The organism is Coxiella endosymbiont of Ornithodoros amblus (genome assembly GCF_019425495.1).
GTDB lineage: Bacteria > Pseudomonadota > Gammaproteobacteria > Coxiellales > Coxiellaceae > Coxiella.
In genome coordinates this window covers 1-14379 of sequence record NZ_VFIV01000033.1, presented here as the reverse complement: position 1 = coordinate 14379, position 14379 = coordinate 1, and the positions used below count along the sequence as shown (strand labels likewise).

Sequence of the window (14379 nt, the reverse complement as noted above, 5' to 3'; positions counted from 1 at the left end):
TTTCTCCTTTTGAATGTTGTTTTTTTACAAAAGCTATTTTATACACTCTTTAGGAGGGAGCTAGATGATTATCAGGTCTTTACATGACCAAAGTTTTTCTGATGAACTTGAAGAAAATGAGTCATGTAAAGTCATAACCCCCTCTCCCCTAAAATTTCATCGATTAACTCATAAGTAAAGTTAAAAGATAGTGTGCTCGCAAGATAAATATGAGTTAATTCATAATCAAAGTATTGAATATTACTGTTATTAACTCCAATTAAATTGTTTAAAATTTTATTGACTACTTCTATGTTATTGATTATCGCTTCTTTCACTTAAAACGATAGCCTCTGGGTCTGGGCAGCATTCAAAAAATTTGTATCAGCGGAAATCGTTTTTACAAATCTGTAGAGGTTTACCAAATAAATCAATAGAGATTTTTAAGAATTAATAAAATCGAGCTTGCAGGTAATTATCTGATTTTTGTTAAATAATTTATTATAGTCGATAATATTTTTTGAATTCTCATTTTTTAATAATATGGACAAATTAAAAATACTTAAGTTCAACTTTTCTCAACTTTGTTAATGGTGTACTTTACAGTTAGCATAAAATAAAGCATCATCATAAATATGATCATATTTTTTCAAGCTGCTCATTATACTGAAAATCGAAAATATCTCTATTAAATTTATTATATTAAATACGGAAATAAATTCTAAATCTTTTAATTTATTTCCTAATGATTTACTAATTCCTAGCTATTCATGTAAATTGGTTATAAAATCTCTCTCAATAAAGTTAATTTGTGAAATTGTTTAGTTAATAAATTCAAAAATTTTTATTAATTGCAAAATATTAACTTTTATATAATAAAAATAATTTAATTTCATTCAATTACAAAATATACAAATCTCTAGAATGACTTTAAGTATTTTTCTATAAAAACCAATCAACACTAGAATTGTTCTCAATTCGATTTAATGAGCATGAAAAGGAAAATAAAAATTTTTAGATAGACTTGCATTGCGATCTAATTTGCACATACTAGCATCTGCCTGGATATCTTTACTGAGGTTCTTTGAATAAGTCAAATGATGGGTGAAATCTTTATGAGTGATGAAGAAGTAGCATTAGCTATTTTGAAAAAAACTTCTTTACCTAAGTTGTAAAAAATCAAAAAATTAAAACATCAACCGTTGGTTCCCTTTAATGGATGAGAGTCGAGTGTGAAAAAATGTGAAAATTTAGTAAACGAAAATTGAATTCCTAAGAATACTAAGCGGTATAAACTTCGCTGAGTACAAGTCTCCATAAGAAAAATGTTCACAGAAAGTCAGATATCGAAAATAAATTTTTAAATTTTTTCCTGCCATTCCTTGAGACCAATGGAATGTCGCGTTATTCTCATTTCTGACTACGTTATTTATATTTATGATTAAATAAATTTTTATTTTTAACGACTCCACCATTTTTGTTCTGATCTAAAGAAAGCGGGACAAATTTTCAAAATCCTATCTTTACTAAAACTTAAGCCTATTCAGGATCTACTTTCACTTTTTCTCTTATAGTTCCAATGCTGATATCAGCTCCAATAGATTGATTTTGAGTGTGAATAGCAATCATTACTTTTTTGGATCGACGGCGGTACCGCTGCTCTTACTGATGGCAATATCTAGAATACCTTTCTATAGATAAGCGCTATTCTACGCTTCATACTTAAACTCCAATCTTTTGATTACCCATCCAAAATACCTTGTTTGCCTTTATATATAACAGTCGGTTGTATACCTTGAATGTTTTGAGTGTTTAAAAACGTAATCGTGTATTTACCGATTACTGTTTTCTCTATTTCAGGATCCATAATAGCACCAAGATTAGCAAAGTAACTTTTGGCTCTATAGTTCAAACTGTCACTTAGCCAGAGAAGGTCAATTTCGCTGCTAAAATAACTTTTTCTCGTTTAATTAAAGTTAATTAAAATAAATTTAGACTGGAAAAAAATTATTTTTAGTTTATGCGTCTTTTTTTCTCAGTTTTAAAATTTTAATTCTCAGCATATGAAGCGATTTTCGATTAGAAAACCACAAGACATGTCATAGGGAATTTAATTTTAAAAAAACTAGTTCTCTCACCCTATGTCCTGTAGCTTTAAATGAGAAGAAATTTTTCTATAATTAAGAATAAATTACTTTAAAAAAAGAAATAAAAATTTAAAAAAAATAGACAGGCCAAACTTAATTTGTCTTCGAGTAAGAATTTTAGTAAATTATACTTACTTATCTGGAACATAGGTTCATTTTGTCATCTACTAAAAATTATTAAAGTCTATTTCTCATCATTTCTATTAAAGATGTGGAAATATTATTTCGAAAAACGAAGGATAATGGAAAATTTTGTTAAAGAAATAAATTTTCAATCTATAGAAATAGAAACGTGCTATATCGATCACGCCAATCAGGAAACTCTGCAATAATTTTTAAGATGAGAAAATAGTGCTGACAAAGCACATATTTTTATAGTTTCTCCGGAAAACAATCATTCCCTATTTATTCAAATCAATCCACTACCAACATCTTTAAATTAGAAATTCAATATTAAAAGAAGTGTAATAATCAATCAATTTAAAGCTTGTGGGTTGGAGTCATACCCCGTTATAAATTACATTTTATTACGGAGGAATTGATTGGTATTCTTCAATTGGAGAAGTCTATCTCTTTTCTGAAAATATCGTTAACTACATTGAATAATTCAATTTAATATCTTTTAAAAGATGAAAATGTGATTAGTCATTTTAGTGCTATTTCTGAAATTAGGTTATCTGAAAATGGAGAAATTATTCACGTTTGAAAAGATACCAACTTGAAGATGTTAGAAGTAAAAATAAAATCGAAAGTGCTTTTCTAAAAAATAAGAAAAAAATTGTTTCAATTTCTAAAGTCATTTGATCAAATGATATGTTTATTATTTAATGATCAAAAAAATTTAAGAAACCAAAATACAAAAATGAATGAGATTAGAATCGGATAGTAAAGATCACAGCGAAAAAACTTAAAACAGTGATCATATCAACGTGAAGGATTTCTCCTCACAATCTAAAAGGAGAAAGCAATAATAAGTGGTTTGTAAAATCTCAAAATAGGTAGTCATCCAGATCCTTGCAATCATCAACAGTCATTAAAAACACAACACTCAGTTCCTCATTTTTTAATAAGCTGATCACACATCCCGATATTATTAGAAACAATTTGACCGCCGCAGCTGAAAATTTTTACTCTATTTTTCTCATGATTCATTGCAAACAACTCTAGTTGGTAAAATAGTTACCATATTTCATAACACTATTAAATGGAAGTGAGAAAGGCCCTGATTTGGGGATGCCATATAACTATGCAATAGGGAAGGGGTTGCTTATTTTATTGTACTCAGGTAAAGAAAGAAATTGTAATAATACTACATGCTTTTATAAGAAAACACAAAAAGTACCTATTCAAAGAGATCGAGATAGTAAAAAACGTATGAAAGAGGTAAAAAACAATGGATAGACGATCAGCCACTTGGCATATAAGTAAACTGTGCTTTCTGATCGGGAGGCAAAAGCTGAATATGAGGTATTTAAATTACAACTAGAATTGGTAGCCCAGTTAAAAATAGAAAGACAAAAAGCACATCTTTCCCAAGAAATGGTCATAGAACGTATGGAAACACAAAAATCGGTTGTGGCTTGAACAGAATCAGCGCTCAGAACAGGGAGATACTCTCTCTCCTTAAAAAGGTCATTAAAGTATGCCAATACTATCGTTGGTTTTCAATAAAAAGGAAAGCTGTCCGTTAATCTTTTACAACTAAAATGCCATACTCGAAATTTTTGGTGGTAGTTAAACTTGTTGAGACGATATAATATCATTGGATATACCCTTGTTACAGGTGTTAAACAGGCAAGAAATTACTTTATGAAAGTTCCAGCTAAACACCAACCACAAGGAAATCATGAAAATCCGCTAAATTAGCTAATTTTTTACTTTCGTTTTTTTGAGATTAACAACGCAAAAGAGCCGAAGGGCTAGCATCAGTTTTTCTTTGAATATCTATCCAGGTTTCATCGGTGAATTTAATACGATGTATGGCGATTATGGCATCTTATTTTTAAAAATATTTTTTCACGGATGATGCTTAATTCTGAGGATTTTCTCAAATTTTTCTGAATAGGAGTTACTGATTGAGCAGACGATGATATCTCCATTAATCGCGATCCTTTTGCGACGTGGTGAGCTAATGCTTCATCCACATTTAATAAATGAGAAACCACCAGTTCATAGATAGTGAGATTTTCTACTTTTCTTAATTCAAATATTAATGTTTGTGCAATATTCTTCTGTTATTAGGCGTTATTTAATTCCAGCCCCTTTTGAGATAAAAGAATCAAAAGCTTCCATTAATTTTTCTTTTTCTTCCTCATTTTCTTGACATAAATTATGATTATAATTGACCTAGCCTTTTGAATTATGCATAGCCATATGGATTTTTCTGAAAAAAATGAATGGGAAATTTTGGCGCCTTGATAAGAAAATGAATGAAATTAAGACTGCCAAACCGTTTAAGTTGTGTATTCAAGTAAGAAAAGTTTCGGCCTTGCAACAGTGGGTCATTCTTGAAATCGATAATGAAATTTAATAACCATGGATTTTCCGGAGGCGTTGACGAATCGATCAGTGACTTGTTCTGTCTCTGAAAAAAAATTATCAATACATCGATTGAGAACTAATCATATTATAATTTTGATTGGAAAATATTCTTCAGGAATCAGTTTAGCGGATTCCAGAACGTTAAATGGAAATTTTTCCACAAATTTTTCATCAAATAATTGTAATAATTGTAATAATTGTAATAATTGTAATACTAATTCCCATTCCGGCCAACTAATTAACTGCAACCCTTTCTTTGGTTTCCAACGTATGCACACCAAATCCTTCCATAAAACGAAAAGAACAAGAAATCGCTTGGTCTGATATCGCCCACATAATCATATGAAAACTTTCCAGCGTGAAGGAAATAAAATCTCAGAAATTATCGTGCGCCGTTTTCGATTGTACAAACTCAGAATCCGATTCTGCCTTGGCGAAGCGAATAAGATCGGAGACTTAAAGGGTCTTGAATAAAAAAACAGGAATATTGTTCCACACGAGGCCCCAATTACCTTTTTTCGTATAAAATTTAACGGAAAAGCCTCGCACGTCGCTAACTAAATCGGGAGCCCCTGGCTTCCAATGACTGTCGAAAATCGCACGAAAACAGGGGTTTTCTTGCCTTTTTTCTGAAATAAATGAGTCATCGTGATTTCAGAGAGTGAGTCATCGGTTTCAAAGTATCAGAGAGTGAGTCATCGGTTTCAAAGTAACCGTGAACGCCAAAACTTCTGGTATGGACTACACTCTCAGGAATGCCTTCGCGATCAAAATGAAAAAGCTTTTCCCAATAAGGGAAATTTTCGAGCAACAGAGCCCCCAATCTCCTATTTTCAACGAATTATGGCAACGGTATTTTTCCATATTGACTGTCAAGATTATCAGCGAGGGGAAAAAACTTTATTAACATATGGAAGAAGAGATAGCCGATTGGACACCATATTCCCTAGCGATATAGTTAGCCATACAAATGACGCCCCGTGAATGAGCAGGTCTCCTACAGTAACCAGTTTTTTCGCGCGCCTAAGGATTGTCGCGTATTTCAATCGCCACATAAAAGTACTCTATTTTAACATGAATGATTTTCTCAATCTTTTTTTAGGTACTTTAAGCCTCTTTTTACCATAGAGTACAAAAAGAGCTGTAAAAAAAACCTAGTTAGCTTCCTTAGGATAATTTTTATTTATACCATAATCCAATACACTCTTACTATGCCTTCAACATTGCTTATGTGTAAACCGGATTACTTCAACATGGATTATCTGAATAATATCCGTTCTGAATTAAAAGCCTAAGAATACCTTGAAACATATCTTTCAATGCCTGTTATGCTGCTTAAATTAATCAATGAGAAATTTTACCATCTGGATACTTGTTTTTGCTCTTTGTTCGACAGTGCCGTGATGTATTATCCAGGGGCATTTGATGCCTATTCTGTTCAGCTTATTGAAAAAAATATTGATGAGGATAAAAAAACTGGTGCTGAGTGATGAAGATACACTGCATTTTTCTTGTAATTCGCTTGTTATAAAAACAGATAAAATCCCACGAAGAAAGCCGTTATTTTTATGACGTATACAACCGATCCATTACAGACGCAATTAAATCAACTGGGACACGAGGTCATCATCCGCTCTATTTCCGAATTTTGAAAAGCGGGCGGCGAAAAGAAGTGTATAGTATTGGAAGTTTAAGCCTTAAATATAGCGATAAGCGTTTATTTGAGCGACAGATTTAAATATTCTGCAATCCCGGCTAAAAACATTTGGACGGCAATCGTCGTTAAAATCATTCCCATTAAGCGCTCAATAGCCGTTAATCCACGCTTTCCTAAAATTTTTATTAAATAAGGCGCCAATAGCATAATCAAGGTAAAAATTAGTGACGCAATAAATACCCCCAAAAATATTAACCATAAATGATGAGACTCTCGGGTAACGAATAATAATACCATTGCCATTGCGGAAGGCCCCGCGGTCAACGGTATGGCTAAGGGAACAATCAAGGGTTCTTCAAAATCTTCTTTAGCAGGCTTTTGGTCGGGTGGGAAAATCATTCGGATGGCGATAATAAAAAGAATCACGCCACCGGCAATGCTTAAGGCCGGCGTTGTGATGTGTAACCCGCGCAAAATGTAACGGCCGAAGAAAACAAATAAAGATAAAATAAAAAAAGCAATAATGGATTCTCTTAAGATAATGCGGATTTGGGTGCGAGCGTCGTATTCTTTTAGGATGGCGAGGAAAACGGGGATATTTCCCAGTGGATCCATCACTAAAATTAGTGTAATCGCAATGGTGTAAAGTGTCATTTAAAACCTCGGTGTTAGAAACATCTATTTTTTCTTATAACTAAGTCGATTACACTTGAAGAGCCCGGTCGCTCCAACCAAGTGCCGTGATTTTTATTCACTTTTTTGGGCCATGGAATTAAAGTTGGAAGGGTTGAAAATTCCAAAAGTTCTCCCCGCTTTCTAGAGCTTAAACTACTCAAAAACGGAGGGCAATTGTTGGGTTAATGAAATCCTTTCTTTAACACACTTACCTGATAAGGAAAAACCCTGTAGTTTTTCTTGATGGTCATAAAACAAGGCACGCTGGTTGTTTCCATCCCCGTTGCATTGCCATTCGCCTTTAACTGTTTTTGGGGGTGGATAAGTCACGATGGCGCAAGCCGAGGTTTTAACCACGATAGGCATGGGGGGGTAATGCACTAGCTTTTTATCGCCGGCGAAATGATTGGCCAGTGCTCGCGCACATTGTAATAGAGGCGCTATGTATTGACGTATCTCGCCAGCCACTTCTGCACAATCACCGAGTGCATAGATGTTTTCTATACTTGTTTTTAAATAACGGTCGACAATAATACCAGTCTTTCGATCAAGTTTTATGGATTCAGCTAAATCACATCTGGCGCGGATGCCAATGGCAGAAAAAATGCCATCAGCGGCTACTGTTTTCCCCTTCGTCATACTAATTTCATAATCTTTTTGGTGGCGATTCACTGTGCTTACGACCTGTTGTAAATGCCATTGCACGCCTTTGTTTGCTAACGCCTGTTGCAAAGCACGACCAATGGATTCAGGCACAAATTTCGCAAGTGGATAAGGTTCTTTAGTGATAACCTCCACTTGATAACCGCCACTCACTAAATCATTGGTAAATTCGCACCCCACCAGCCCAGCGCCTATCACTGCGATACGGTTTTTATTGTTTATCGATCGGCGGAATCTACCATAAGCAGTCAAATCATTGACGGAATAAACATCCGAAACGGCGTTGCCCTGCAAAGAGGGCGGGATCGGGTAAGAACCACAGGCCAGGATCAGTTTTTTATAAGCAATTTTTTTGTGCGATGTCGTTACCGTTTGAGAAATAGGATCAATCGCCTCGACCATCGAATGGGTGTGAATGATTGCTTGCAATTGCGAAGCCATTTCGTCCACAGTACAGACTGCTAGTTCATCAGCTGATTTTTTGTTTGTCAAAGCGGTAGATAGTAATGGTTTAGAATAAAAAACGCCTTCGTTAGCCGTGATTATTTCCAACGGGGTTGTCGTGTCCAATTTACGAAGTTCTTTAGCAAAGAGATAACCTGCTAATCCACTACCGATAATAACTATTGACTGGTTCTTCATTTTTAATAGAAAAGTTTTGCACAGCTTCAACGAGGGCGGTGACGTTTTCGATTGGCGTGCTGGGATCGATGTCATGACCTAAATTAAATATATGTCCAAAGCCTTGTGCTTAGGATTTTTAAAATACCAATGATCACTGTCGATATGCTTTCGGGATTTTATAGTAAAATCGCTGGATCTAAATTACCTTGCAAGGCAACTCGGTCCCCTACACGTCGACGTGCCTCGCCAATGCCCATCGTCCAAGCTTAATCCTACTGCATCACAACCACTGTTTGCAATGCTTTCTAACCATTGTCCCCATTTTTAGTGAAGAAAATGAGGGGAATCTTTCGGCTGTTTTTTTGACGGACCACTTCAGAGGCGATTTGTGATAAGTAATCCAATGAAAATTGTCGATACAATGAGGGAGTTAATAAACCGCCCCACGTATCAAATAGCATAACGACGTCCGCACCGGTTTTAATTTGAGTATTCAAATAAGCAATCGTAAGGGCGGTTAATTTTTGTAATAACCTGTGAAATACGTCAGGCTGCTGGTAAAGCATGGCCCTGGCGGTTAGAAACGTTTTGCTGCTCTGACCTTCAATCATATAACACGCTAAGGTCCAAGGGCTTCCCGCAAACCCAATCCAATCAAAGGAACTAGGTGATCGAGCGCTTTTACAGTTAGACGAATGGAGTCAAATACGTAAGCGTCAAATACGTAAGAAAGCGCTTCTTCCACTGCCGGCATTTGGAACCGATTTACATCTTGCTCACAACGCACGTGGTTTCGAATGACTGGCTCAACTGTCGGCGCAATATGTAAATCAACCCCCATCGCATCGGGGATGGTAAGTATATCGCCAAAAATAATGGCAGCATCTAGCGGAAAGCGTCTTAACCGCTGCAACGTCGCTTCACAGGCCAGTGCGGGTGTTTTAAAGACGCTATAAATTTGGCATTTTTTCGCGCAATTAACAATATTCCGGTAAATAGCGGCCGGCTTGCCGCATAATCTACACTGGCGTGCGATCCACCGGCTGGCGCAATAACGTGCGGATAAAAGATCATTTTTAGCCTCAACATGCCTCTATTGTACGCGAATTCGCCTCCCAGAGCAGTTTTCTGGCTGGGGATCGAGGTAGCCATTATAGAGCAACAAAGTGAAAATGGGTGCTGTGCATCGGTTCCCATATTCCGCTGACGCTCTCCATACAGGCTACACCATAATTCTCAAAGAGCTAAGGATGTGATTAAATCCGGAGCTTTCTTAGAGCAACCCATCAATCCAAGTGAACTAACGACCTATATGGCCCATTTCATTGTGCACAGGCACAACGCTCGCTATTTTTTCCATCTTCCCCCCATAAGTCTTCTATCATAACCAAACAATTAGTTATAAATAGTTTTATCCACAATCACTTGATTGCTCCTTAAAGTAATTGGTACGCGACACATTAAGGATAACAGTAGATCCTTTGGAGTAGAACACGTATAAGTATTTTTGGATAAAAGAAAACAAGCATTTTCAGGAGATATGTTGCAGTCTGCTACCCCATTCACTCCGATGCTTGCAAGAGGTAAAATCAAACTTAACATCAAAACGGAAGCGACTAACTTTACTCTCATATGCTTTTTCTTAAACTTCTGGTTAACGTATCTATTGTACCAAAAATACCAAACGCTAGGACTTACCATGCCAACGCTGGTTCAGTAGCGCATCGTTTCCGTACTCCACTTCGCTCCATACGGGCTATGGTTGGATTCGCGCTTCGCGGATGATCGCTAATAATCCACTCGATAAATTTAGCCCGTCTGCAATCTTTCAACGCTTTTTTACTGTAGGCGAGTGCTGCTTCGGCGGCCGGGACGGGATTGAAGCCGCGGAAGTAACACCTCGTAAACCGGCAGAGCTTGTAATCACGGTGGGGCTAACGGCGTTGATATGCGTAGGCCTTTTGGCATTCCAATGGCGGAGCTTTTAACAAAGCCGTCCAATGCGCCATTTACCATGACAGCTGAGATGCAGGTAATGAATAAGATCGTGGTTTAATATGCCGCTCGTGAGCGTAAAAGAGCGGTTTTCTTTAAGATATTTTTTACCAAATAAGCACTAAAGCAACTTATCTCATTAATTTATTTTGTATGCCTGTAGAATAGTCTTCTAGGGTCATCTCGGAAAAATCGGCAAATTTTACCTTCCCTGTCGTTGCAACGATGCCATCTATATTATCAACCGATTAATGGATAAGCTCGTTGAGTCAAGGTCGGCGACATCCACTCGAATCTCACCTTGCCGATAAGCCTCAATCACAACGGTATGCTATTTCTTTAATTCAACTGAAACTGTTTGGCCAATGGTTTCTCTTCTACCGAAGATAAGGATTTCTATAGCGATACTATACCCATAACAATGAATTTCCGCAATTTACAGTCTTTACAAATTCCACTTTCCTCTTCAATAGTAAAAACCACACAGGCTCCGCTGGGTCGAACTCATTATTTCATTCAAGAGCAGCAATTCTAACCGAGAAATATCTGAGAATCCCATAAAAATGGTCTCTCTTCAACCACAAAAATCGTAACCCTTGTCGAAATCTAACGTATAATACAACATGCCTTCTTTCCAATTCCTGTAATGAGCATGTACAAGGCAAGTTTTGTTGTTTCATACAACATCAAACTTGACGTCACCCATCACCCCGCGGAATCGATAAACTATGAGAAATTGAGAACTTTACTGTGGTTCCTTCCCTTATTTCATATTCCGAACTCTTCCCCATCGGATCCTCAGGACTAGAAAGATACCCCTTAGAGGAAACCGCGTTCTTAACTGTAGCCATTTTATCTGTAAAATTTATAGAAAAATCTGCATGTTTAGGGATTCAGCAGCCATTGAAACTGTACTAAATGACACGCACAATGCTAAGATTGCGCAATACAGTGTTTTAAACATAATCACCTTATCTTTCGTTGATTATAGCAGTGAAAATCCCGTATTCCGTTTCGCTCCATACGGACTACTTGATCGTTTTTTCAGGCAAAGGTTTTAGTGAAAAGGAAGCTTTCAATATGGGTTTTAGAAAACTTCCCGTGTGTGAGTCTTTGCATTTAGCGACTGCTTCTGGTGTCCCAGCAACAACCACGTGACCTCCAGCAGCGCCGCCTTCAGGACCCATGTCGATAATCCAATCCGCTACTTTAATCACATCTAAATTATGTTCAATAACAACAATTGTATTACCGCCGTCGCGCAAACGATGGAGCACAGTTAATAATTGTAAAATATCGTGGAAATGCAAACCCGTTGTAGGTTCGTCGAGTAAATATAAAGTACGGCCTGTCTCCCGTTTGGATAATTCACGGGATAATTTAATGCGTTGGGCTTCGCCACCTGACAAAGTCGTGGCGCTTTGTCCGAGCGTAATATAAGACAATCCCACGTCAATCAGCGTTTGTAATTTTCGGGCGACGATGGGAATAGCGTCAAAAAATTCTCGCGCATCTTCTACTGTCATCTGCAATACATCATAAATATTTTTTCCTTTGTAGTGAACTTCTAGTGTTTCGCGATTGTAACGTTTACCTTTGCAGACATCGCAAACGACATAAATATCTGATAAAAAATGCATTTCTACTTTAATGACTCCATCGCCTTCGCAAGCTTCACAACGTCCACCTTTAACATTAAAACTAAAACGGCCAGGGAGATAACCCCGCGAGCGCGATTCTGGCGTCCCAGCAAATAATTCGCGAACCGACATAAAAACACCCGTATAAGTGGCGGGATTGGAACGTGGCGTTCGGCCAATTGGACTCTGATCAATTTCAACCACTTTATCTAAATATTCCAACCCGCTAATGGATTGATAAGGTCCGGTGCGCCGTTGCGTTGCACCATTTAAACGAGAAGCAACAATAGGATAAAGAGTGTCGCTGATGAGGCTTGATTTTCCAGAGCCAGAAACGCCAGTAATACAAGTCATTGAGCCGATCGGAATATCCACGTCCACATTTTTTAAATTATTACAACGAGCTCCTTTTAATGAAAGAGAGTAACGGGAGTTTAGCTGGCGTTTTTTAGGTACTGGGATGGTTTTTTTACCCAATAAATATTGTCCAGTTAGCGAGCGTGGATTTTTCATGATTTCAGAAGGTGAACCTTCTGCTACAATCTCTCCGCCATGTACGCCGGCACCGGGCCCGATATCGACAACGTAGTCGGCTGTACGAATGGCGTCTTCATCGTGCTCTACGACAATAACCGTGTTGCCCAAATCACGCAGCCGTTTTAATGTTTTCAATAGGCGTCCGTTATCGCGTTGGTGTAATCCAATAGACGGCTCGTCTAAAATATACATGACTCCGACTAAACCCGAACCAATTTGACTGGCTAAACGAATGCGTTGCGCTTCGCCGCCAGATAAAGTTTCAGCACTGCGTGCTAAATTTAAATAATTCAAACCCACATTCACTAAAAAACCCAATCGTGTATTCACCTCTTTTAGAATTTTTTCAGCGATTTTTCCGCGCTTGCCTTTTAATTCTAGGGATTGAAAAAACTGTAAAGCATTCCCAATCGACATGGCGGTAATTTCAGGCAAGTTTTTTGATTCTAAAAATACATGCCGCGCTTCTTTTCGCAGACGCGAACCTTGACAAGTTTCGCATTCGCTCATCGTTAAATATTTCGCTAATTCTTCACGAACCGCTTGTGATTCGGTTTCGCGATAACGTCGTTCCATAATAGAAATAATGCCTTCAAAAGGATGCGTACGTTTCGTTTTTTTACCATTATACGAAACAAGGTAAAATGTCACGGCTTCTTTCTCGCTCCCATAAAGCAACATTTGTCGGATTGATTTTGGCAATCGAGAATAAGGAATTTCCATATCAAAACCGAAATGTTTGGCCAGGGAGGATAATAATTGATAATAATATAAATTGTGTCGGTCCCATCCACGAATCGCACCATTAGCTAAGCTCGCTTTTTCATTGTGGATAATTTTTTCGGGATCAAAATATTGTTGAACGCCCAATCCATCACATGAAGGGCACGCGCCCATCGGGTTATTAAAAGAAAATAATCGGGGCTCTAATTCTTCCAAACTGTAACCACAGTCGGGACACGCGTAACGTTCTGAAAAGGTGCGCTCTTCAATTTTGTTTTCCTCGAAAGAGGCCACTGTGGCTAAGCCATCCGCTAAACGCACGGTCGTTTCAAAAGATTCCGCTAGACGCTGTTGCACATCTGGACGGACTTTAACACGATCGACAACTACCTCAATTGTATGTTTCTTTCGCAAACTGAGCTTAGGTGCTTCGTCTAATTCGACCAACTTGCCATCGATTCGGGCACGAATAAAGCCTTGGGATTTGAGTTGTTCCAACAGTTGGAGATGCTCCCCTTTGCGCTCCCGAATGACAGGTGCTAATAGCATAACGGCTGTTCCTTCCGGGAGCGCTAGCACACTATCGACCATCTGGCTGATGGTTTGCGCTTGTAGGGCGTGATGATGCACAGGACAGCAAGGTTGACCGATACGGGCATAGAGCAGGCGTAAATAGTCATAAATCTCAGTGATGGTGCCCACAGTCGAACGAGGATTGTGGGACGCCGATTTTTGTTCGATGGCAATCGCCGGGGATAACCCTTCGATCATATCCACTTCCGGTTTTTCCATCATCGATAAGAATTGCCGCGCATACGCCGACAGCGATTCTACATAACGGCGTTGCCCTTCAGCATACAACGTATCAAATGCAAGCGAAGATTTTCCCGAACCTGAGAGTCCAGTAATGATGACCAGTTGATTGCGGGGTAAGTTGAGATCAATATTCTTCAGATTATGAGTTCGGACACCGCGTAATTGAATTGTACTCATTTTTGCTTAATTTTGGAAATTAAAGGAGTATATTATACAAAAAGTTAGGCTTAAACAAATAGCCCACTTTTAACTAAGCGTACCCCCTATGAGCGCAGCGAAATACGGGGGCGATAGACGAGATCATTATTTTCCCGTATTCTGCTTTGCTCCATACGTATAGGCCCTGGGTTGTTGTGTCAACAATCAGTTTTGACGAAAAGAA

The 14379-nt window shown here is 37.8% G+C and carries 10 protein-coding genes and 4 pseudogenes; 4 read left to right on the top strand and 10 right to left on the bottom strand.

Annotation, left to right across the window (positions count from 1 at the left end):
* Positions 1–1720 precede the first annotated feature (1720 nt).
* Positions 1721–1846 carry a DUF807 family protein gene (locus tag FIV31_RS05150; RefSeq protein WP_280124044.1) on the bottom strand — a complete coding sequence of 42 codons (126 nt, stop codon included), beginning with the start codon at positions 1844–1846 and terminating at the stop codon, positions 1721–1723.
* A gap of 1088 nt (positions 1847–2934) precedes the next feature.
* Here FIV31_RS05150 and FIV31_RS08215 point away from each other — a divergent pair.
* From FIV31_RS08215 to FIV31_RS05140, 3 genes and pseudogenes are all read left to right on the top strand, one after another.
* Positions 2935–3012, top strand: a complete 78-nt coding sequence (locus tag FIV31_RS08215; protein ID WP_341873969.1) for a hypothetical protein — start codon at positions 2935–2937, stop codon at positions 3010–3012.
* 384 nt (positions 3013–3396) lie between these two features.
* Positions 3397–3527: pseudogene (locus FIV31_RS05145) on the top strand (type II toxin-antitoxin system RelE/ParE family toxin); the annotation flags it as partial.
* Positions 3528–3557: 30 nt separating this feature from the next.
* Positions 3558–3710 carry a hypothetical protein gene (locus tag FIV31_RS05140; protein WP_280124042.1) on the top strand — a complete coding sequence of 51 codons (153 nt, stop codon included), beginning with the start codon at positions 3558–3560 and terminating at the stop codon, positions 3708–3710.
* Between the two features lie 775 nt (positions 3711–4485).
* Here the strand turns inward: FIV31_RS05140 and FIV31_RS05135 are convergent.
* The 4 genes and pseudogenes from FIV31_RS05135 to FIV31_RS05120 form a co-directional block, all read right to left on the bottom strand.
* On the bottom strand, positions 4486–4596 hold the full coding sequence (locus FIV31_RS05135; RefSeq protein ID WP_280124041.1) for a hypothetical protein: 111 nt from the start codon (positions 4594–4596) through the stop codon (positions 4486–4488).
* Positions 4597–4747: 151 nt separating this feature from the next.
* Positions 4748–4945 (bottom strand): hypothetical protein, encoded by a 198-nt coding sequence (locus tag FIV31_RS05130; protein WP_280124040.1) that lies wholly within the window; start codon positions 4943–4945, stop codon positions 4748–4750.
* Positions 4902–5303 (bottom strand): annotated as a pseudogene (locus FIV31_RS08560) (catalase). Before FIV31_RS08560 ends, FIV31_RS05130 begins: the two are co-directional and overlap by 44 nt.
* 7 nt (positions 5304–5310) lie before the next feature.
* On the bottom strand, positions 5311–5478 hold the full coding sequence (locus tag FIV31_RS05120; RefSeq protein WP_425278272.1) for a catalase: 168 nt from the start codon (positions 5476–5478) through the stop codon (positions 5311–5313).
* A 457-nt stretch (positions 5479–5935) separates the two neighbouring features.
* Between FIV31_RS05120 and FIV31_RS05115 the strand changes: the two are divergent.
* Positions 5936–6319 (top strand): annotated as a pseudogene (locus FIV31_RS05115) (dimethylarginine dimethylaminohydrolase family protein); the annotation flags it as partial.
* Between the two features lie 65 nt (positions 6320–6384).
* On the opposite strand, the gene FIV31_RS05110 reads toward FIV31_RS05115, so the two are convergent.
* From FIV31_RS05110 to uvrA, 5 genes and pseudogenes are all read right to left on the bottom strand, one after another.
* Positions 6385–6978 carry a MarC family protein gene (locus FIV31_RS05110; RefSeq protein ID WP_280124038.1) on the bottom strand — a complete coding sequence of 198 codons (594 nt, stop codon included), beginning with the start codon at positions 6976–6978 and terminating at the stop codon, positions 6385–6387.
* Positions 6979–7152: 174 nt separating this feature from the next.
* Positions 7153–8280 (bottom strand): FAD-dependent oxidoreductase, encoded by a 1128-nt coding sequence (locus FIV31_RS05105; protein WP_280124043.1) that lies wholly within the window; start codon positions 8278–8280, stop codon positions 7153–7155.
* Positions 8273–9375: pseudogene (gene hemE, locus FIV31_RS08555) on the bottom strand (uroporphyrinogen decarboxylase). The gene FIV31_RS05105 and the pseudogene hemE overlap by 8 nt, the downstream one beginning before the upstream one ends.
* A 306-nt stretch (positions 9376–9681) precedes the next feature.
* Positions 9682–9918: a hypothetical protein gene (locus FIV31_RS05095; protein ID WP_280124037.1), complete on the bottom strand. Its 237-nt coding sequence runs from the start codon at positions 9916–9918 to the stop codon at positions 9682–9684.
* 1391 nt (positions 9919–11309) lie between these two features.
* A complete protein-coding gene (gene uvrA, locus FIV31_RS05085; RefSeq protein WP_280124036.1) occupies positions 11310–14174 on the bottom strand; it encodes an excinuclease ABC subunit UvrA in 2865 nt (954 codons plus the stop codon).
* Between the last annotated feature and the right edge of the window lie 205 nt (positions 14175–14379).

What these genes read in the sequence shown, in the direction of transcription:
- FIV31_RS05150 (WP_280124044.1), bottom strand. Translation starts at nt 1,846, where the DNA reads ATGGATCCTGAAATAGAGAAAACAGTAATCGGTAAATACACGATTACG.
- FIV31_RS05110 (WP_280124038.1), bottom strand. Translation starts at nt 6,978, where the DNA reads ATGACACTTTACACCATTGCGATTACACTAATTTTAGTGATGGATCCA.
- uvrA (WP_280124036.1), bottom strand. Translation starts at nt 14,174, where the DNA reads ATGAGTACAATTCAATTACGCGGTGTCCGAACTCATAATCTGAAGAAT.
- FIV31_RS08215 (WP_341873969.1), top strand. Translation starts at nt 2,935, where the DNA reads ATGATATGTTTATTATTTAATGATCAAAAAAATTTAAGAAACCAAAAT.
- FIV31_RS05095 (WP_280124037.1), bottom strand. Translation starts at nt 9,918, where the DNA reads ATGAGAGTAAAGTTAGTCGCTTCCGTTTTGATGTTAAGTTTGATTTTA.